Source organism: Oceaniglobus roseus, assembly GCF_002869745.1.
GTDB lineage: Bacteria > Pseudomonadota > Alphaproteobacteria > Rhodobacterales > Rhodobacteraceae > Oceaniglobus > Oceaniglobus roseus.
The window spans coordinates 20,110-39,553 of the sequence record NZ_PNOS01000016.1; the positions used below are offsets into that span (position 1 = coordinate 20,110).

Below are 19,444 nucleotides of genomic sequence, written 5' to 3' on the forward strand. Positions count from 1 at the left end.
CGGGGGCCTTGACGCCCCCGGACAAGGGCTATCACCGGTCGGGCAGCGGCATCCAGTCCGGCGTGGCGACGTCGGCATGGGCGAAGGCGGGGATCTTGGCGCCCAGCTCCTCCATGTTCTTGATGTCGCCGTCGTTCAGCATGGCTTGCGTGATCAGCGTCGGCGGCACGATCACCTGCGCGCCCGGATCCTCGCCCGCCAGCATCATGGCGAGAGTCCGGACCGAGACCTCGCCCACCACCGCCGGGTTCGTCGCCACTGTCGCCGCCCAGGCGCTGTCGGGCTCGCGCATGGCCGAGATATCGGCGGTCGAGATGTCGGCGGAATAGATCTTGATGTCCTGGCTCAGCCCCGCCTCGTCCACCGCGATCTTCACCCCCTTGGCGAACTCGTCATAGGGCGCGAACATGACGGTGATGTTCGGGTTCGCCTGCAGGACCGAGCGCGCCTGGTTCGCCACGGAGTTGGCGATCGGGTTGTCGAGCGTGCCGAACTGCGCCACCTCCTCGATCCCCGGGTGCGCCTCCTTCACTTCCTTCCAGGCGACGTCGCGGCGGTCCAGCGGCGCGATGCCGGGGACATAGACATAGCCCGCCTTGAAGCTGTCGCCGTTGTCCTCGATAGCCTGCTCCAGCGCCAGCTTGCCCAGCTGGTAGTCCGACTGCTCGATCTGCGGGATCGCGTCGTTCTCGACGTTCACGTCGAAGGCGACGACCTTGATCCCCGCATCGACAGCCCGCTGCGCGACCTCCTTCATCGATTCCGTCAGTCCGTGCTGGATGATGATCCCGTCGACACCAAGCGCGATGGCCTGGTCCACCATGTCGGCCTGCAACGCCGCGTCCTGCCGGCTGTCGAGCACCCTGAGGTCGACGCCAAGGGCCTTGGCCTGCGCCTCGACCCCCGAGAGGTAGGCCTGGAAGAAGTCGCCGGTCGAGAGGTAGCGCACCAGCGCGATCTTCACCTCGCCGGGGTTGTCGAAGGGGGCGGGCATGCCTTGCGCGAAGGCCGCGCCGCCGGTCAGGGTGAGGGCGGTGGCGCCCATCAGCTTGAAGAACTGCCGTCTCAGGATGGTCATTCGGTTTCCTCCCAGTTGAACCATAATGTGAATGTCGCCCGTCAGCCTCTTGTTTTCACGGCATTTGACAGGGCGAAGGTGAAGACGAGGGCGACGACCAGCACCGCCCCCTTGACGAAATCCTGCGTGTAGTAGGGCGCGTTCATCATCGTCAGCCCCTGCAGCAGGATCCCGACGAACAGCGCGCCGATGGCGGTGCCGAAGGCGTTCGGCTTGGCCGCACCCAGCACCGCGAAGCCGATCAGAGCGGCGGCGACCGAGTCGAGCAGCAGGTTGTTGCCGCTCGCGATGTCCCCCCGTCCGAGCCGCCCCGCCAGCAGGATGCCCCCGACCGAGGCCAGCACCCCGGAGATCATGTAGGCGGCGACCTTGTAGCGGTTGACGTTAGCACCGGCGAGCGCGGCGGCCCGTTCGTTCGACCCGATGGCGTACATCATCCGGCCGTGCCTGGTGAAGGTCAGGAACACCCAGATCAGCAACCCTGCGGCGACGAAAACGACGACGGGCATGGGGATCAGGTTCTCGAGGATCAGGTCAAAACGGTGCCGCCCAAGCCAGAGGAAGGCCGGCGCGAAGGTGCCCTCGGCGGTCGAACCGTCGGGCAAGGTCATGCCGGTGGATATCGAGCGCCCCTCTGTCGGGATCCGCTGCGCCCCGATCAGCAGGAACATCATCCCGAGCGTCGCCAGCAGGTCAGGCACCTTGAACTTCACGATCAGCAGGCCGTTGACCAGCCCCACGACGGCTCCCATGACCAGGCACAGCGCGACGGCGGTGACGGCGGAAAGCCCGGTGACCACCATCGCGTAGGCCGAGAGCATCAGCGCCGAGGTGGCGACGGAACCGATGGAGAGGTCGAAGCCGCCCACCACCAGCGTGCAGGTCACGCCGAGCGCGAGGATGCCGGTGATCGCCACGGACTGGAAGATGAATACGGCGCTGCGGGGCCCGAAGAAGCCGTCGGCAAAGACGCTGAAGAAGATCAGCAGCCCGGCGAGCAGCGCAAGGAAGCCGTAGCGGATGGCGAGGCGGGTCATGCGGAGAGGTCTTCCTTCTGGTCCTGTTTGTCCGGGGCGCCCTGTTCCGAGACCTGTCCCGAGACCTGCGCGATGATCGCGGCGGTGTCTGCGGTGCCCCCGGCGTGTTCGCCGGTGATCGCGTGGTCGTGCAGGACAAGGATGCGGTCGGCGATTTCCAGCGCCTCGTCGAGTTCGGAGACGAAGACCAGCGTCGCGCGGCCCTTCGCCGTCTCGCGGATGCGGCGGCCGATGTCGCGGCGGGCCTGGATGTCGACGCCCTGGAAGGGTTCGTCCAGCACCAGCAGCCGGCACGGCTCCAACAGCCAGCGCGCCACGATGACCTTCTGCTGGTTGCCGCCCGACAGCGCCGCGATGTCGTCCCGTTCGGACCGGCAGACGATGCCGAGATCGCCGATCAAGTCCGCCGTGCGCCGCCGCTGGTGGCCCGCGCGCAGGAACGACAGGCGCGAGAACCGCTTCAGGAACGGCAGGGTCATGTTGCCGGTCAGATCGAAGGCCGGGATCACCGCGTTGTCCGCCCGATCCTTCGGGCAGAGATGGACGCCCTGCCGGATCGCATCGGCGGCGTCCTCCGGGCGATAGGGGCGGCCTTCCAGCCGGATCTCGCCGCCGGCGGATTTGCACAGACCGAACAATATCTCGGCCGTCCGCGTCTTTCCGGCACCGACAAGCCCGGTTATCGCGACAATCTCGCCCGCATGGGCCGCCATGGTGATCGCCGGCGCTCCGGGCCGCAGGCGCAGGCCGTCCAGCGTCAGCACCTCCGCGCCCCGCGCAGCGCCCGAGAGGTTCACATCGGTCATCGCGTGGCCCAGCATCGCCGTCACCGCGCCCTCGTAGTCCAGCGGTGCCGTCTCGAAGACGCCGGACACCTGCCCGTCGCGCATCGACACGATCCGATCCCCCACCGCGCGGATGTCCGAGAGCCGGTGCGAGATGTAGAGGATCGCGACCCCCGTCTCGCGCAGCCGCCGGATCAGCGCGAACAGCCGCTCCGCCTCCTTCGCCGAGAGCGACGAGGTGGGCTCGTCCAGGATCAGCAGCTTCGGATCGCGGGCCATGGCGCGGGCGATGGCGATCATCTGACGGTCGGCCAGCCCCAGCCCCGCGACCGGCGCCGTGACGTCCAGATCGAGCCCCATCAGCGCCGCCACCCGCGCCGCCTCGGCCCGCATCGCCTTGCGGCGGACGAAAAGCCCGCTCGCCGGGTCGGCCAACCGGTCGAGCAGCAGGTTCGACGCCACGTCCAGATCGGCCACCACGCCGTCGGCGATGGACTGGTGCACGGTCACGACGCCCTGCGCGATCGCATCGCTCGGCCCCTCGGGACGATAGGGACGCCCGCCCAGCGTGACGGTGCCCGCATCCGCATGATGAACGCCGCACAACACCTTGACCAGGGTCGATTTCCCGGCACCGTTCGCGCCCATCAGGACGGTGACCTTCCCGGCCGGAAGGGACAGCGAGATGTCGCGCAGCACATGGGTCGCGCCGAACGATTTCTTCACTCCCACGATGTCGCAGGCTGGGTTCATCTGGTCTCCTCCGCGGCCAACCGTATGCGGGGTTCGGCAAAAGTCAACCAGATTGACAACTGACGGATTTTGCCCTGTTCTGGACTCCCGAAGACGCTGGGAGGCACGGATGAAGGAAGGTTACGAGGCCCTGAACGAGGACACGCTGCGCGGCCGCATGGGCGCGATCGCCGCGGTGGCGGATCGGCTTGGCGGCGATCCGGCCGACTGGCAGGTGAAGGAGGTCGGCGACGGCAACCTGAACCTCGTCTTCATCGTCGGCGGCCCGGCGGGCAGCCTGATCGTCAAGCAGGCGCTTCCCTACGTCCGGCTGGTCGGCGACAGCTGGCCCCTGCCGCTCTACCGCGCCTTCTACGAGTACCAGGCGCTGACCCGGCAGGCCGCGCGCGACCCGGGATCGGTCCCGGCGATCCATCATTTCGACGAGGCGCAGGCGCTGATCGTGATGGAATACCTCTCGCCCCACGTGATCCTTCGCCAGAAGCTGATCCGGGGCGAGCGGGTGGACGGCCTCGCCGATTTCCTTGGCAAGTTCTGCGCCCGCACCGCCTTCCGCGGCTCCGAGCTTTCGATGGCGAGCGCCGAGAAGAAGGCCGATGTCGCCCTCTTCTGCGGCAACGTGGCGATCCCCGCGATCACCGAGGCGCTCGTCTTCACCGATCCCTACTATGCCGCCGACATGAACAACCACACCGAAGGGCTTGATCCCGTGGTGGAAAAACTGCGCAACGACGTCGCGCTGAAGGTCGAGGCGCAGCGGATGCTGCAAGGCTTCGCCTCGAACACCGAGACGATGCTGCACGGCGACCTGCACACCGGCTCGCTGATGTGCACCGATGCCGAGACCAAGGCGATCGACCCCGAGTTCGCGCAGTACGGACCCATGGGCTTCGACACCGGCATGCTGATCGCCAACCTGCTGATGAGTTTCTTCAGCCAGCCGGGCCACCGGAGCGGCGCGGAAATGACCGGGATGCAGGACTGGATTCTGGGCGTCATCGGGGACATATGCCGGGTATTCGACGCCGAGTTCCGCCACCTCTGGGTCACCGAGCGGACCGGCATGCTCTACCCGAAAGCGCTGTTCGAGGACCAGGGCCACGACAGCGCCCCCGCCTGCGACCGCGTGCTGCGGGATCTCTGGGCGGATGCCATGGGCGCCTGCGGGATCGAGATGCACCGCCGCTGCCTGTCCCTGGCCCACAACGCGGATTTCGAGGCGATTTCCGACCCGGCCCTGCGCGCGCCGCTGGAAGCGCGCAACCTGATGATGGGGCGCGAACTGGTGCTGAACCGGTTCGACCCGACGACCCCGGCAAGGATCGCGGAGATCGCCCGCCGCCACAACGAGGAGGACTTCCTGTGAAAGTCAACGGCACCCCCTATCGCTCGCTCTGGTGGAACACCGACGCCGAAGTGCTCGAGATCATCGACCAGCGCTGGCTGCCCCACGATTTCGTCACCCAGCCCGTCGAGACCATGGAGGATTTCGCGGACGCGATCACCGAGATGCGGGTCCGCGGCGCGCCGCTGATCGGCGCGACGGCGGCCTACGGCATCGCGCTGAAGATGGCGCTGGACCCGTCGGACACCTCGCTGGAGCAGGCCTGGACCTTCCTGAACGGCACGCGGCCCACGGCGATCAACCTTCGCTGGGCCCTGAACCGCTGCCGCGCCCAGCTGATGCCCCTGCCCGAGGACGAACGCGCCTCGGCGGCGCTGCGCCTCGCCCACGAGATCGCGGACGAGGACGTGGAGATCAACCGCGCCATCGGGCGCCACGGGCTCGAGATCATCAAGGAGATCGCGGCGAAGAAGGACGGCGAACCGGTCAACATCCTGACCCACTGCAATGCCGGCTGGCTGGCCACGGTGGACTGGGGCACCGCGACCTCGCCCATGTACCACGCCCACGATGCGGGCATCCCGATCCACGTCTGGGTGGACGAGACGCGGCCCCGCAACCAGGGCGCCCTGACCTCGTGGGAGCTTGGCAGCCACGGCATCCCCCACACCTACATCACCGACAACGCCGGCGGGCACCTGATGCAGCACGGGCAGGTCGACATGGTGATCACCGGCACCGACCGGACGACGCGGGCGGGCGATGTCTGCAACAAGATCGGCACCTACCTGAAGGCGCTGGCGGCGAAGGACAACGGCGTGCCCTTCTACGTCGCCCTGCCCTCGCCCACCATCGACTGGACCGTGTCCGACGGGGTGGTCGAGATCCCGATCGAGGACCGGAAGGAGCGCGAGATCACCCATGTCTGGGGCCGCAACGACGCGGGCAAGATCGCCGAGGTGCAGGTGACGCCCGACGGGACCCCCGGCGGCAACCCGGCCTTCGACGTCACGCCCGCGCGCCTCGTCACCGGCCTCATCACCGAACGCGGCGTCGTCGCGGCGGACGAGGCGGCGATGATCGAGATGTTCCCCGAGTTCCGCGCGGCCTCCTGAGCCATGCCGACCCGCCCGCGCGCCAGGGCCGAGGGCCAGATCGCCGAGGCGGCCTGGCTCTACTATCACGAGGACGTGAACCAGGGCGAGATCGCGCGCCGCCTCAACGTCTCGCGGGCGACGGTGGTGAACTGGCTGGCCGAGGCGCGGGCGAAGAACCTCGTGCGCGTGTCGCTGCGCCCCGAGGCGTTCCGCGAGCGGGAGCTGGCGCAGGATCTGGCGGCGCGCTTCGGCCTTGCCGCGGCGCTGGTGGTGCCCGCGGGGCCGAACGGCGAGGCGGCGGCGCTGGCACGGGTGGCTCGGGTCTGCGCCGACTGGCTGCCCGAGCTGATGCAGCCCGGCGACCGGCTGGGGGTCAGCTGGGGCGAGACGGTGTTCCTGGTCTCCGAGGCCGCCGAGCGCCGCGTGCTGCCCGACCTGACCGTGGTGCAGATGGTCGGCTCGCGGGCGACGCCTCTGGGCTTCGCGGCCGAGACCTGCTCGGCCAACCTCGCCCGCCGCTTCGGCGCGACCTGCATCAACCTGCACGCCCCGCTGGTGCTGTCCGATGCCGACCTCGCCGCGCGGCTCCGGGCCGAGCCGGTGATCGCCGAGCAGCTGGCCGCCATCGCCGCCTGCAACAAGACGCTGTTCGCCGCGGGCTCCTGCACGCTCGACAGCCACATCGTGCGGATCGGCGTGGTCAGCCCCGAGGGCCTTGCCGATTACGTCGCGCGGGGGGCGGAGGCGGTGATCTGCGGGCGCTTCATCGACGCCGGCGGGCGGCCGATCCCCGGCGAGATGGACGCGCGGATGATCGGGGTGGAGCTGCATACCATGCCGGGAAAGGACCATGGCATCCTTGTGTCCTCCGGCGCCGCCAAGGTCGCCCCGATCCGCGCGGCGCTGCGGGGCGGCTTCGCGACCCACCTCGTGACCTGCTCGGAAACGGCGCAGGGGTTGCTGGCGTGATGCCTTGAACCGGACCGCCCTCCGTTACACCTCGCCCCGAGGACAACCCCGCCGGGCGGAGGCCGGGCCAGCCATCTTCGCCGGCTCGACATGCCGCCCGCGCAGACGGTCCCGATCGGCGTGCGCCGAAGCGGGCTTGGAAACGGTAGGGCGGCGAAGACCTCGGCCAGGATGTCTCGGCCCGCCCGGCCCGTGACACTGCCGAAGCGCGACCTCGCACAGGCCGGATGCCATGTTCCGGTCCCCCGATCCCCTATCGGCATTGGCAGCGGCGGGCGCTCTGCCTAGACTGGTGCGGCACGGTGGCAAGGCGGGAGGGCCCATGACCGGCAACGTGATGTACCTCTACCCCTGGGATCTCAGGGCGGAAGGCACAGGCGACGTGCTCTCCCGCCTCGGCGACGCGGGCATCGACGGCATCGCGCTGGCCGCCGCCTACCATTCGGGCAGGTTCCTGCGCCCCCACGGCCCCCGCCGCAAGGTCTACTTTCCCGAGGGCGGCACGGTCTACTTCACGCCCGACCCCGGCCTCTACGGCCGCCTGCAACCCCGCATGGCCGAGGAGGCGCGGTTCTTCGACGGCTTTGCCGAACTCGCCCGCCACGGCGGCTTCGCCGTCGCCGCCTGGACGGTCGGCCTGCACAACAGCCGCATGGGCCAGCAGCACCCCGACCTCGCCGCCCAGACCCCCTATGGCGATCCGCTGTTCAACAGCCTCTGCCCCGCCCAGCCCGAGGTCAGGGACTACCTCGCGGCCCTCTGCCGCGACGCCGCGAACCAGCCCGGCGTTTCCGAGATCCTGCTGGAAACCCCCGGCTGGCAGGTCTTCCGCCACGGTCACCATCACGAGTTCGAGCTGATCGAGCTGCCCGACCGGGTGCAGCTCCTGATGGGCCTGTGCTTCTGCACGGCCTGCCGCGCGGGGCTGGAGCGGTGCGGAGTGGACGCCGACCGCCTGGCCGCCCGCACCCTTGAAGAGCTCGACAGCTTCTTCGAAACCGCCGCGCTGCCGCCGACCGATCCCTGGAGCGATCCCGACTGGCAGGGCTTCCACGACTGGCGCGAGGGCTGCGTCGCCTCCCTGGTGGGCGAGGTGCGCGCAGCCCTGCCCGACGGCACCCGCCTCGCCGTCATCCCGACGACCCGGAACCCGAACCGCCTCTGCCGCGCCGAGGGCAGCGACCCGGCGAGCCTCGCGCGGGCCGCCGACCGGCTGGAGGTGCAGGCCTACTGCCGCGGCGTCCCCGGGATCGTCGAGGACGCCGTCTGGGTGCGCGAGACAGCGGGCCCCGACGCGCGGATCGGCTTCGTCCTGCGGCCCAGCTGGCCGGACCTGACCGACGGCGGGCAGGTGCGCGAGGCGGTTTCGCGCCTGCGACAGCTGAACCCGACCTCCCTCGCCTTCTCAAACTACGGCCACATGCGCCTGCGGTCGCTCGACTGGATCAGGGCCGCCCTCGCGCCCTGACCGGGGTTCCGCTGCCGCGCCATCGCGCCGCTCCCCGCGCGCGAGGACCCGGCGCTCGGCACGCGCGACACGACGACATGCGCGGCCTGCGCCCCCCGCGAGGCCGCGCCTCCCGGCCCGAAATCCTGACCTCGCCCGGCAGCAAGGGACCGACGCCGCCGCGCACCGGCCACCTCTGCTCCCGTGGCCCCGGTCCGTCCCGCTGTCCCGACGATCCGTCCCCCCTGCCCCCCCCATCTTTGCTTTCCAAATATCCTCGGGGGTCCGGGGGCAGACAGCCCCCGGTCCGACGCCGGAAACCCGGGACGACCTCTCGGCGGGTGCGGGAGGCGATCCGCATGCAGTCGCCCCATCCGTGCAGCAGACCAGCCTTCGCCGCACGGGCGCGGCGTCACCCGCCCATCAGGTCCGGCACGATGGTGACGACCCAGGGGAACAGCGACAGCAGCACCAGCGCCCCGACCTGGATCAGCACGAAGGGGATGATCCCGCGATAGATGTGGCCGGTCGTGACCGAGGGCGGCGCGACGCCGCGCAGGTAGAACAGCGCGAAGCCGAAGGGCGGGGTCAGGAACGAGGTCTGGAGGTTCACCGCGATCATGATCGTCACCCATTTCGGATCCAGCGTGCCGCCGTAGATGACGGGTCCGACGATGGGGATGACGATGTAGATGATCTCGAGGAAATCCAGCACGAAACCGAGGAAGAACAGCACCAGCATCACCAGCAGGAACACCGACCACTCGTTGTCGAAGCTCTTGAGGAAGTCCTGGATATAGGCCTCGCCGCCGAAGGAGATCACCACGAGGTTCAGGAGCTGCGAGCCGATGAGGATGGTGAAAACCATCGAGGTGACCTTCGCCGTCTCGCGCACCACCGGCGTCAGCACGCCCCCGGCGAAGAGCACCCAGCAGGCGTAGAGCAGCCCGAACAGCGCGAAGAGGTACGCGGCCTGGGCGACGAGGTTGGCGATCACGTTCTCGGCCGTCACGACGTCCTGGTTCACGCGCAGGTCGAAGTTGATCCCGACCAGCAGCATTATGACCAGCGCATAGGACGACAGCACGATGATGCTGCCGGACCGGCCCTCGTCCCGGAGCTTGCGGTAGGCGGCCAGCATCAGCGCCCCGCCCGCGCCAAGCGCTGCGGCCGGCGTCGGGTTGGTGATGCCGCCAAGGATCGAGCCCAGAACGGCGACGATCAGCACCAGCGGCGGGAAGACGACGCGGATCAGCTCGTTCCGGGCCAGCCGGCGCCCGCCCTCGCGCAGGCCCCAGAAGACCAGCGCCAGCGGGATCAGCATCAGCACCAGCATGGTGCCGGGACTGGTCAGCGGCCCGACGAGGAAGATGTCGACCAGCACCATCAGGATCAGCCCGATCCCGCCCACCAGCAGCGGACCCGCCTCGGCTCCCGGCGCGACGCCGCGGGCGAACAGCAGCGTCAGCCCGAGAAGCGTCACGAGCGTGGCCAGCCCGGTGCCCACCGGCGCGGCGCCGGCGATCTTCTGCGCCCGCGCGGCGGCGATCTCCTCCTCCGTCAGGCTGTGGGATTGCTGCACGCCGCCCGCGTCGTCGATCGCCTTCTGCTCGGCCAGCGCCCGGTCCCAGGCCGCCTGCCCGTGCAGCTCGATCATCGCCGCCTGGCAGTCGGGCGAGACGTTCGTGCGCAGCGATGCCGTCTCGCCGAACTCGGAGAAGGACGAGACGCGCACGCCCTGGTCGCCGACCACGTCGAACTCGGCCAGCACCATCACGCCGACGATCAGCGCCACCGGCAGCGCGAGGAACCAGGTCAGCCCCTCGCCGCGGGTGATGATCTCGCCCGTGCCGCTGTCTTCCAGGTCGACGGCCGGGGCCTTGGACGGGTTGAACAGCGCATAGCCGAAGGCATAGAGGCCATAGAGCAGCGCCAGCAGGATGCCGGGCAGCAGCGCCGCCTGGAACAGCGTGCCGACCGAGACCACCGCCGGCTCGCCGAGGTAGGTCAGCGCGTCGGAACAGCCGAGGCTCTGCGCCCGGGCCTCCTGCGCGCGGGAATAGAGATCGCCCGCCAGGGTGCCGAGCAGCACGATCACGATGGAGGGCGGAATGATCTGCCCGAGCGTTCCGGACGCCGCGATCACCCCCGTGGCGAGTTGCGGCGAATAGTTGTTCCGCAGCATCGTAGGGAGCGACAGGAGGCCCATCGTCACCACCGTCGCGCCGACGATCCCGGTCGAGGCGGCGAGGAAGGCGCCGACGACCACGACCGACACGGCCAGGCCCCCCGGAAGGGGTCCGAAGACCCGGGCCATGGTGGTCAGCAGGTCCTCGGCGATGCGCGAGCGTTCGAGCGTGATGCCCATGAGCACGAACATCAGCACGGCGAGCAGCGTCTCGATCGACTGGCCGGCCAGCACCCTCTCGTTGATGCGGTTGACGATGAACGACAGGTTCCGGTCCATCGCCTGCAGCCAGCCGCCGTCGAACACCGGCTGGGCGATCCGCGGCAGGTCGGGGTATCGGAAGATCGAGATCGTGTCCTGCCTGACCCCGCTGTTCAGAAGGGCCGAGTATTCGGCCGAATTGTAGTCGATCGCCTGGTGGATCAGCAGCCCCGCCGAATCCAGCGCGGCAATGATGAAGAAGGCGATGACCCCGGCGCCGCTGATCGCGAAGGCCACCGGGAAGCCGGTGAGGATCGCGCCGAAGAGGCAGAGGAAGACGATCAGAAGACCGATCTCGACGCCGTCCAGTCCAAACAACATGGCTATGCTTTCCCTGCCCTAGTGGCCCTGCGCGGCCGCTTCGGCCGCTGCGTCCCCGGGGGCGTCCCGGTCCAGGTAACGCCCCTCGCTCTCCGGTCCTTCCTTCCACTCGAGGTAGGAGCGGTAGAAGAAGGCGACCGCCTGCAGGAAGACCAGGGCGGTGAAGAGCACCAGCAGGATCTTGAACAGGAAGTAGGCGTTGAAGCCGTTCGGCGAGAAGCCGATGGTCTCGACGTTCCAGCGGAAGGCCCGCGCCTTGCCCTGCACCAGCTGCTGGAAGCTGTCCGAGGCCGAGACCTTGGGCGTGACCAGCGAGCGCCACAGGAAGTACCAGGCGTACATCCAGGTCAGCACGGACGAAGCCATCATGAAGAAGATCGAGCCGAACATGTCGATCACCCGCTTGGTGCGGTAGCTGACCGCGGAATAGACGAGGTCGACCCGCACATGGCCGCCCTGCACGAAGGTGTAGGACACGCAGAGGCAGACGATCAGCGCGTTGTAGAGCTTAAGCTCCTCGCCGAACCAGCTGATATCCTTGGAGAAGGTCACGCCGACCCCGAAGCTGATCTGCGCCTCGAGGAAGATCCGCTGCACGAAGACGATGACGATCTGCTGCAGCACCATGATCAGCCCCGCCCAGGCCGCGATCCGCCCGACCGTGTTGGCGAAGCCTTCGAGACCGCGCACCACGGCCCACATGACCGCGTTCCGCCACAGCCCGATGCCGGTCAGCGCCAGGAAGGCGGTGAGGACGACGAAGAAGAACTCGGCCGAGGCGCCGTAGTAGATGAAGCGCATCACCGCCGCGCCGTCCGACCAGTCCAGCCAGAGGTGCGGGTGGGTCAGCGCATAGCCGAGGTTGAAGAACGACATGAAGACGTTCGTGATGATCCAGCCGATCCACTCCACGGCTCTTCTCCTGTTCGGGGCGGCAGTCGGCGGCGGCGGCCCTCCGGAGGGCGCGACCGCCGCAATGGCGCGCAGGCCCGCCGCCTTCGGGGCGGAGGGCCTGCGCGTCGGAGGCGCGCGGGATCAGCCCGCGGCCATCACCCGGTCGCGCTCGCGGCGATAGACGCCTTCCGAGGCCTGGATCCAGCCCGACGAGGATTCCATCGACTTCTGAACGCTTTCCGAGACCCGCTTGAAGATGTCGTCGGACATGTAGGCGTTCATCGTCTCGGCCGAGGCCTTGCCGAAGGCATCCCAGACCGAGGACGGGAACTCCATCACCTGCACGCCGCCGGCCTGGAGCCGCTGGAGCGCCTGGCCGTTCTTGGTCAGGAACTGCGCGAGGTTCCACTGGTGGCATTCCGACGCCGCCATCTCGATGATCTTCTGCTGCGAGGGCGTGAGGCTGTTGAACACCTCGAGGTTGGTCGCCACCGACAGGCCCGCGCCCGGCTCGTGGAAGCCGGCGGTGTAGTAGATCTTGGTGATCTCCTGGAAGCCCGCGCTCTCGTCCGCCCAGGGCCCGATCCACTCGGTCCCGTCGAGCGCGCCGGAGGCGAGCGCCTGGTACACCTCGGCGCCCGGCAGGTTCTGCACCGACGCGCCGAGCTTGCCCAAGGCCTCGCCGCCGAGGCCCGGCATCCGGAAGCGCAGGCCCTTGAAATCCTCGGGGCTCTTGATTTCCTTGCGGAACCAGCCGCCGGACTGGGCGCCGGTGTTGCCGCCGAGGAAGGACTTCAGGCCGAAGATCTGGCCCAGCTCGTCGTGGAAGTCGCGCCCGCCGTCGTGGTAGTACCAGTTCGCCAGCTCCTGCGCGGTCATCCCGAAGGGCACCGCCGTGAAGAAGGCATAGGCCGGGTGCTGGCCGACGAAGTAGTAGTCGGCACCGTGGTACATGTCGGCCTGGCCCGAGGTCACGGCATCGAACACCTCGAAGGCGCCGACGAGTTCGCCCGCCGCCTTCAGGTCGACCGTGATCTGGCCGTCCGTCATCTCGGTGATGCTGTCGGCCACGCGCTGTGCCGAATCGTGGACACCCGCCAGGCCGCGGCCCCAGGTGGTGACCATGGTCAGCGTGCGGCGGCCTTGGGCGTACATCGGTGCGGCAAGGGTGCTGGCCCCTGCGGTGGCGGCGGCCCCGAGACCGGCCTTTCGGATGAACGAGCGACGATCCATTGCGTGTCTTCCTCCCTGCGCGGCGCTTGGGCCGCAGATTTTTTTTGCGTCCGCGGGAACTTTCCGCGGCGTGCGCAAACCATAAGCAGAACGGGGCGGGCGGCAAAACGAAAAAATCGTCCGCGGGACGCAAAATCCGGCGCCCGACGAGCCGCGCCGCGCGCCGCGTCGGGCAACCGCGAAAGACGACGCTGCGTCACCTGCACGGGCAGGACGCCGGCCCGCCGCGATACACGTTAACGCTGCTTCGAATCCATGCTATGCAACTTATGGCTGATTTCTCAGCTCCACGCGGAATTATATTTCAATCCGCGCCGGTCATTTGAACTATTGGAGAACGATATGACCTCCTCTGCCCATGGTTTGACAGGGTACGATTCCTTCGTCCGCGAGTGTGCGGATACCCCCCGGCCCCCCCTTCCCCAGGCTTTCGGCCGTCTCGGCCAGCGCAATCCGCTGACCGGCCTCGCCCCTGGCGGCAACCCCTTCACCGACAGCAGCGTGGCCGCCGCCTTCACCCGCATCCTCGACCAGATGGAGGACACGACCGACGACGAGGACGGCGAGGCCGCGGCCGGGCTCACCTTCTTCGGCCAGTTCGTCGATCACGACGTGACGCTCGATGCGACCTCGGCCATCGGCAGCCGCATCGACCCGCGCACGATCAGGAACGTTCGCACCCCGACGCTGGACCTCGACTGCGTCTATGGCAGCGGCCCCGACGCGACGCCGCATCTCTATCACCCCGACCACACCGCGTACCTTCTGTTCGGCACGCAGGCCAACGCCTACGACCTGGCGCGCAACGCCAAGGGCACGGCGCTGATCGGCGATCCGCGCAACGACGAGAACCAGATCGTCAGCCAGTTGCAGGGCGCCTTCGTCTGCCTGCACAACATCGTCGCCACCGCGCTGGAGAAGGACGCAACGATGGTCCCCGCCGCGCTGGAGGGCATCCGCGCCCGCGCGATCCTCGACGGCGTGACACCGGGCGAGAAGGTGTTCCAGGCGGCGCGGCGGATCGTGCGGATGCACTACCAGTGGCTGGTGATGAACAGCCTCCTGCCCGCCTTCGTGGAAGGAGGCGTGCTGCACAAGGTGAAGCACGCGCTGGCCCACGGCACCCTGCCGAAGCCCTTCACGCCCGACAGCCCGGTGATGCCGATCGAGTTCTCCGGCGCCGCCTACCGCTTCGGCCACGCCACCGTGCGCAACGCCTATCACCTGAACGGCACCGTCGGCATGGTGAAATTGTTCGAGATGGGCCGCGACGAGTTCCGCGCGAGGAAGCCCGAGCTGAACGTCGAGTTCGCCCGCCTGTTCGACCTGCCGGGCTCGGCCGCCGCCCAGAAGGCGCGGCGGATCAGCCGGAAGCTCGCGGGCTCGATCTTCCACCTGCCCTTCATCACCGACCCGCTGATGATCGACGGCCACGCGCTGGGCCTTGCCGACAGCCAGAAGCTGCCGCACAGGAACGTCTTCCGAGACCGCTTCGCGCTGGAGCTGCCCTCGGGCCAGCAGATGGCTAGGGCGATGGACGTGCCCGAGATCCCCGCGCCGCAGGAGCTGCGCGACGAGGGCATCACCAAGACGCCGCTCTGGTACTACTGCCTGCAGGAGGCCGAAGGCCACGGCGGCAGGCTGGGCCCCGTCGGCGGCACCATCGTCGCGACGGTGCTGCTGCGCCTGCTCTACCTCGACCCCGAGTCGATCGTCTGCGCGACCCACGACTTCAAGCCGTGGCGGGAGCTGGGCGCCGAGGCCGACGGCACCTTCTCCCTCGGCCACATGCTGGCCTGCGTCGAGGCGGGGCGCGACTCGATCCCGCTGCGGGAGGAGTTGAAGGTCTGAGCCCCGATCCGGGCCATTTGTTGCCAACCGGCGCGGCCTTGGGAAAGGAAATGTCGCGGGAATGAGCCCCCGCGACATTTTTCTCCGCGATTGGCGGTTGACGCCCCCCGGGCACAGGCATAGTTTCGCGCGCACCGAAAGGGAGTCCCGCCGAATGACCGGCCTTGTCGTACTTGTAGGAAAAACGCGCATGGGCCTGTAAAGGACACCCACACGGTTCCCCATGCGCCCCCGAAGAAATCCGGGGGTTTTTTTATGCCCGACGCCGCCCCGCGGCGGGCTGAGCGGAGAGAGAAGATGAAGAAGTCGATGACCGGCGCAAAGATGGTGGTTCAGGCCCTGAAGGATCAGGGCGTCGAAGTGGTGTTCGGCTACCCGGGCGGCGCGGTCCTTCCCATCTACGACGAGATCTTCCAGCAGAACGAGATCCGCCACATCCTCGTCCGCCACGAACAGGCCGCCGTCCACGCCGCCGAGGGCTATGCCCGCTCGACCGGCAAGGTCGGCGTCGCCCTCGTCACCTCGGGCCCCGGCGCGACGAACGCCGTCACCGGCCTGACCGACGCGCTGATGGATTCGATCCCGATCATCGTCCTCTCGGGCCAGGTGCCGACCTTCATGATCGGCAACGACGCCTTCCAGGAGGCCGACACCGTCGGCATCACCCGCCCCTGCACCAAGCACAACTGGCTGGTGAAGGAGACCGACCGCCTGTCGGGTATCATCCACGAGGCGTTCCACGTCGCCCTCTCGGGCCGCCCCGGCCCCGTGCTGGTCGACATCCCGAAGGACGTGCAGTTCGCCAGCGGCACCTACATGCCGAAGGAGAAGGCGCGCACCGCCCACTACCAGCCGAGGGTCAAGGGCGACATCGAGATGATCACCGACCTCGCCAAGGCCATGGCCAAGGCCGAGCGTCCGATCCTCTACACCGGCGGCGGCGTCATCAACTCGGGGCCCCGCGCGACCGAGCTGCTGCGCGAGCTGGCCGCGCTCACGGGCTTTCCCGTCACCTCGACGCTGATGGGCCTCGGCGCCTATCCGGCCTCGGGCAAGCAGTGGCTGGGGATGCTCGGCATGCACGGGCTCTACGAGGCCAACATGGCGATGCACGGCTGCGACCTGATGATCAACGTCGGCGCCCGCTTCGACGACCGCATCACCGGCCGCGTGCAGGACTTCAGCCCGCATTCGCAGAAGGCCCACATCGACATCGACCCCTCCTCGATCAACAAGGTGATCCACGTCGACATGCCGATCATCGGCGACGTGGCCCACGTGCTGGAAGACCTGCTGACCGTCTGGAAGGCGCAGGGGTCGAAGACCAACGCCGAAGGGCTGTCGAAGTGGTGGAAGAAGATCGACGAATGGCGCGCGGTCGACTGCCTGAAGTTCGAGCAGACGGGCAAGATCATCAAGCCGCAGCACGCCATCGCCCGACTCGAGGCGCTGACGAAGGACCGCGACCGCTACATCTGCACCGAGGTCGGGCAGCACCAGATGTGGGCGGCGCAGTACATGGGCTTCGAGGCACCGAACCGCTGGATGACCTCCGGCGGCCTCGGCACCATGGGATACGGCCACCCCGCCTCGATCGGCGTGCAGATGGCGCATCCCGACGCGCTGGTCATCAACGTCGCCGGTGAGGCGTCATGGCTGATGAACATGCAGGAGCTCGGCACCGCGATCCAGTACCACCTGCCGGTCAAGCAGTTCATCCTGAACAACGAACGCCTCGGCATGGTGCGCCAGTGGCAGGAGCTGCTGCACGGCGAGCGCTATTCCCAGTCCTGGTCCGAGGCCCTGCCCGACTTCGTGAAGCTGGCCGAGGCGTTCGGGGCCAAGGGCATCCAGTGCGCCGACCCGGCCGACCTCGACGACGCGATCATGGAGATGCTGAACCACGACGGTCCCGTGGTGTTCGACTGCCTCGTCGAGAAGCACGAGAACTGCTTCCCGATGATCCCCTCGGGCGAGCCGCACAACAAGATGCTCCTCGGCGCCGCCTCGACCAAGGACGCCATCGGCGCCAAGGGCGCGGTGATGGTCTGAGCGTTCCGGCACCGGCCCAGCGGCCGGTGCCTTGCGCCGTTCCCAACGACTGACAGGAAAGAAAGCACCCCACCATGTCCCCGCTGAAGATCAAGAAGGGCACGTCGAAGCACTCCGCCTACGACCTGCGCGACCCCAATTCCGATGTCGTGGAAAGCCACACGCTCGCCGTGGTGGTCGACAACGAGGCCGGGGTGCTGGCGCGGGTGATCGGGCTGTTCTCGGGGCGCGGCTACAACATCGAGAGCCTGACCGTGGCCGAGATCGACCACCTCGGCCACCGCTCGCGGATCACCGTCGTCACCCGCGGCACGCCCTCGGTGATCGAGCAGATCAAGGCGCAGCTGGGGCGCATCGTGCCGGTTCACGAGGTCCACGACCTGACCGCCGAGGGTGCCTCGGTCGAGCGGGAGCTGGCGCTGTTCAAGGTGGCGGGCATCGGCGAGAAGCGGGTCGAGGCGCTGCGCCTTGCCGACATCTTCCGCGCCAACGTGGTCGATTCGACGCTGGAAAGCTTCGTGTTCGAGATCACCGGCACGCCCGAGAAGGTCGACGCCTTCGCCGACCTGATGCGCCCGCTGGGCCTGAAGGAAGTGGCGCGCACCGGCGTGGCCGCCCTGGCCCGCGGTACGGCCTGAGCGGCGGACGATCGAGGTCGAGGGCGCGGCGGCGCGGGCTCAGCCCCGCGCCTCGTCCATCAGCCGCCGCATCTCCCTGATCGCCGGGTCGAGCCCGCGGAAGATCGCCTCGCCGATCAGGAAGTGGCCGATGTTCAGCTCCATCACCTGCGGAAAGGCCGCGACGGGCTGCACCGTGTCGTAGGTCAGCCCGTGGCCGGCGTGGACCTCCAGCCCCAGCGAATCCGCGAAGGCCGCCATGTCGCGCAGCCGCTCCAGCTCGGCGTCGCGGGCGTCGAGATGCCCCTCGGCATGGGCGTCGCAATAAGCGCCGGTGTGCAGCTCGATCACTTCGGCCCCGATCCGGTGCGCCGCCTCGATCTGGCGCGGATCGGCGGCGATGAAGATCGAGACACGGCACCCCGCCTCGCGCAGCGGCGCGATGAAATGGGCCAGCCGGTTCTCTTCCCGCGCGACTTCCAGCCCGCCCTCGGTCGTCCGCTCCTCGCGCTTCTCGGGGACGATGCAGACGGCGTGGGGCTTGTGGCGCAGGGCGATCCTCTGCATCTCGTCGGTCGCCGCCATCTCGAAGTTCAGCGGCACCGAAAGGGTCGTCATCAGCCCCTCGATGTCGGCGTCGCCGATGTGGCGGCGATCCTCGCGCAGGTGGGCGGTGATCCCGTCGGCCCCCGCCGCCTCGGCGATCTTCGCGGCACGAAGCGGATCGGGCGTGCCGCCGCCCCGCGCATTCCTGACCGTCGCCACGTGGTCGATGTTCACGCCGAGACGCAGCCGTCCCTTCGGTTCGTTCACGCCCATCCTTTACCCCTAGCTTGAATGCTTCAGTCCCGCGCCGCCCGTGCCGGTGGTCTTGTGGCGGGCCGCCTCGACCGCCGCGCGGCGCTTTTCGTACTTCTTCTTCAGCCGCTTGATCCGCGCCTTCTGGTAGGCCGAGATCAGCGGCCGCGACGCCACATAGGACATGACCGCCGCCAGGATGCCAGTGGGAATGCCGCCGACGAGGTAGGGCATGAAGACATAGGAGAAGAAGCCGTGCAGGTTGCTCCACTGGACGGGGCGGCCGGTGAAAACCGCCTTGAGGTTGGTCCAGAGCTCGAGCGAGGCATAGGAGAAGGAGCTGACCACCGAGGGCAGCGGCACCCCGTGTTCGAGGCCCAGCATCCGGCTGCCGAGTTCGACCGAGACGGTGGCGATGATCGGGAAGGTCAGCGGGTTGCCGATGAAGGTGCCGAGAAGCGCCGCCAGGATGTTGCCCCGCATCGCCCAGGCCAGCCCCGCCGAGACGAGGAAGTGGAAGCCGAAGAGCGGCGTGAAGCTGGTGAACACCCCCGCGGCGATGCCCCGCGCGATCTTGTGGGCGGGATCCGGCAGGCGGCGCAGGCGGTGGATCACGTACCACCCCGCCCGGGTCCAGCCGCCGCGCGGATAGAAGAACTCGGCCAGGGCCTGGAGATAGGAACGGGGCGTGCGACGCTTGAACACCACGGTCTTGAGG

Annotated in this window: 15 protein-coding genes; 7 read left to right on the forward strand and 8 right to left on the reverse strand. The window is 68.5% G+C overall.

Annotation, left to right across the window (positions count from 1 at the left end):
- Positions 1-31: 31 nt before the first annotated feature.
- Genes A7B20_RS09825 through A7B20_RS09835 form a run of 3 tightly spaced genes read right to left on the reverse strand, consistent with a single transcriptional unit; the run spans position 32 to position 3,653 of the window.
- Positions 32-1,078, reverse strand: a complete 1,047-nt coding sequence (locus A7B20_RS09825) for a substrate-binding domain-containing protein (RefSeq protein WP_102108403.1) — start codon at positions 1,076-1,078, stop codon at positions 32-34.
- 41 nt (positions 1,079-1,119) lie between these two features.
- A complete protein-coding gene (locus A7B20_RS09830; protein WP_102108404.1) occupies positions 1,120-2,115 on the reverse strand; it encodes an ABC transporter permease in 996 nt (331 codons plus the stop codon).
- Positions 2,112-3,653: a sugar ABC transporter ATP-binding protein gene (locus A7B20_RS09835; RefSeq protein WP_102108405.1), complete on the reverse strand. Its 1,542-nt coding sequence runs from the start codon at positions 3,651-3,653 to the stop codon at positions 2,112-2,114. The genes A7B20_RS09830 and A7B20_RS09835 overlap by 4 nt, the downstream gene beginning before the upstream one ends.
- A gap of 109 nt (positions 3,654-3,762) precedes the next feature.
- Here A7B20_RS09835 and mtnK point away from each other — a divergent pair, with 109 nt between their 5' ends.
- From mtnK to A7B20_RS09855, 4 genes are all read left to right on the forward strand, one after another.
- Positions 3,763-5,019 (forward strand): S-methyl-5-thioribose kinase, encoded by a 1,257-nt coding sequence (gene mtnK, locus A7B20_RS09840; protein WP_102108406.1) that lies wholly within the window; start codon positions 3,763-3,765, stop codon positions 5,017-5,019.
- A complete protein-coding gene (gene mtnA / locus A7B20_RS09845; RefSeq protein WP_102108407.1) occupies positions 5,016-6,113 on the forward strand; it encodes an S-methyl-5-thioribose-1-phosphate isomerase in 1,098 nt (365 codons plus the stop codon). The genes mtnK and mtnA overlap by 4 nt, the downstream gene beginning before the upstream one ends.
- A gap of 3 nt (positions 6,114-6,116) precedes the next feature.
- Entirely contained in the window at positions 6,117-7,064 is a 948-nt protein-coding gene (locus A7B20_RS09850; RefSeq protein ID WP_102108408.1) for a sugar-binding transcriptional regulator, read from the forward strand.
- A gap of 322 nt (positions 7,065-7,386) precedes the next feature.
- Positions 7,387-8,532 (forward strand): alpha-amylase family protein, encoded by a 1,146-nt coding sequence (locus A7B20_RS09855; RefSeq protein ID WP_102108409.1) that lies wholly within the window; start codon positions 7,387-7,389, stop codon positions 8,530-8,532.
- Between the two features lie 391 nt (positions 8,533-8,923).
- On the opposite strand, the gene A7B20_RS09860 is transcribed toward A7B20_RS09855, so the two are convergent.
- From A7B20_RS09860 to A7B20_RS09870, 3 genes are all read right to left on the reverse strand, one after another.
- Positions 8,924-11,281: a TRAP transporter large permease subunit gene (locus A7B20_RS09860; protein ID WP_102108410.1), complete on the reverse strand. Its 2,358-nt coding sequence runs from the start codon at positions 11,279-11,281 to the stop codon at positions 8,924-8,926.
- An 18-nt stretch (positions 11,282-11,299) separates the two neighbouring features.
- The gene (locus tag A7B20_RS09865) at positions 11,300-12,157 is read right to left on the reverse strand and encodes a TRAP transporter small permease subunit (protein WP_109791155.1); all 858 of its coding nucleotides are present in this window, start codon (positions 12,155-12,157) and stop codon (positions 11,300-11,302) included.
- A 159-nt stretch (positions 12,158-12,316) separates the two neighbouring features.
- Positions 12,317-13,408 (reverse strand): TRAP transporter substrate-binding protein, encoded by a 1,092-nt coding sequence (locus tag A7B20_RS09870; protein ID WP_102108412.1) that lies wholly within the window; start codon positions 13,406-13,408, stop codon positions 12,317-12,319.
- A gap of 342 nt (positions 13,409-13,750) precedes the next feature.
- Here A7B20_RS09870 and A7B20_RS09875 point away from each other — a divergent pair, with 342 nt between their 5' ends.
- The 3 genes from A7B20_RS09875 (at position 13,751) to ilvN (ending at position 17,949) form a co-directional block, all read left to right on the forward strand.
- On the forward strand, positions 13,751-15,259 hold the full coding sequence (locus A7B20_RS09875) for a peroxidase family protein (RefSeq protein WP_157937651.1): 1,509 nt from the start codon (positions 13,751-13,753) through the stop codon (positions 15,257-15,259).
- Positions 15,260-15,556: 297 nt separating this feature from the next.
- Positions 15,557-17,311, forward strand: a complete 1,755-nt coding sequence (locus tag A7B20_RS09880) for an acetolactate synthase 3 large subunit (RefSeq protein WP_102108414.1) — start codon at positions 15,557-15,559, stop codon at positions 17,309-17,311.
- A gap of 74 nt (positions 17,312-17,385) precedes the next feature.
- A complete protein-coding gene (gene ilvN / locus A7B20_RS09885) occupies positions 17,386-17,949 on the forward strand; it encodes an acetolactate synthase small subunit (RefSeq protein ID WP_102108415.1) in 564 nt (187 codons plus the stop codon).
- 39 nt (positions 17,950-17,988) lie between these two features.
- Here the strand turns inward: ilvN and A7B20_RS09890 are convergent, their stop codons facing one another.
- Complete coding sequence (locus A7B20_RS09890) at positions 17,989-18,747, reverse strand: pyridoxine 5'-phosphate synthase (RefSeq protein WP_102108416.1); 759 nt, start codon at positions 18,745-18,747, stop codon at positions 17,989-17,991.
- Positions 18,748-18,756: 9 nt separating this feature from the next.
- Positions 18,757-19,434, reverse strand: a complete 678-nt coding sequence (locus A7B20_RS09895) for a DUF2062 domain-containing protein (RefSeq protein WP_172960991.1) — start codon at positions 19,432-19,434, stop codon at positions 18,757-18,759.
- Positions 19,435-19,444 lie beyond the last annotated feature (10 nt).

What these genes read in the sequence shown, in the direction of transcription:
- ilvN (WP_102108415.1), top strand. Translation starts at nt 17,386, where the DNA reads ATGTCCCCGCTGAAGATCAAGAAGGGCACGTCGAAGCACTCCGCCTAC.
- A7B20_RS09865 (WP_109791155.1), bottom strand. Translation starts at nt 12,157, where the DNA reads ATGTCGTTCTTCAACCTCGGCTATGCGCTGACCCACCCGCACCTCTGG.
- A7B20_RS09890 (WP_102108416.1), bottom strand. Translation starts at nt 18,747, where the DNA reads ATGGGCGTGAACGAACCGAAGGGACGGCTGCGTCTCGGCGTGAACATC.
- A7B20_RS09830 (WP_102108404.1), bottom strand. Translation starts at nt 2,115, where the DNA reads ATGACCCGCCTCGCCATCCGCTACGGCTTCCTTGCGCTGCTCGCCGGG.
- mtnK (WP_102108406.1), top strand. Translation starts at nt 3,763, where the DNA reads ATGAAGGAAGGTTACGAGGCCCTGAACGAGGACACGCTGCGCGGCCGC.
- A7B20_RS09825 (WP_102108403.1), bottom strand. Translation starts at nt 1,078, where the DNA reads ATGACCATCCTGAGACGGCAGTTCTTCAAGCTGATGGGCGCCACCGCC.
- A7B20_RS09870 (WP_102108412.1), bottom strand. Translation starts at nt 13,408, where the DNA reads ATGGATCGTCGCTCGTTCATCCGAAAGGCCGGTCTCGGGGCCGCCGCC.
- A7B20_RS09860 (WP_102108410.1), bottom strand. Translation starts at nt 11,281, where the DNA reads ATGTTGTTTGGACTGGACGGCGTCGAGATCGGTCTTCTGATCGTCTTC.
- A7B20_RS09855 (WP_102108409.1), top strand. Translation starts at nt 7,387, where the DNA reads ATGACCGGCAACGTGATGTACCTCTACCCCTGGGATCTCAGGGCGGAA.
- A7B20_RS09875 (WP_157937651.1), top strand. Translation starts at nt 13,751, where the DNA reads ATGACCTCCTCTGCCCATGGTTTGACAGGGTACGATTCCTTCGTCCGC.
- A7B20_RS09835 (WP_102108405.1), bottom strand. Translation starts at nt 3,653, where the DNA reads ATGAACCCAGCCTGCGACATCGTGGGAGTGAAGAAATCGTTCGGCGCG.
- A7B20_RS09880 (WP_102108414.1), top strand. Translation starts at nt 15,557, where the DNA reads ATGAAGAAGTCGATGACCGGCGCAAAGATGGTGGTTCAGGCCCTGAAG.
- A7B20_RS09850 (WP_102108408.1), top strand. Translation starts at nt 6,117, where the DNA reads ATGCCGACCCGCCCGCGCGCCAGGGCCGAGGGCCAGATCGCCGAGGCG.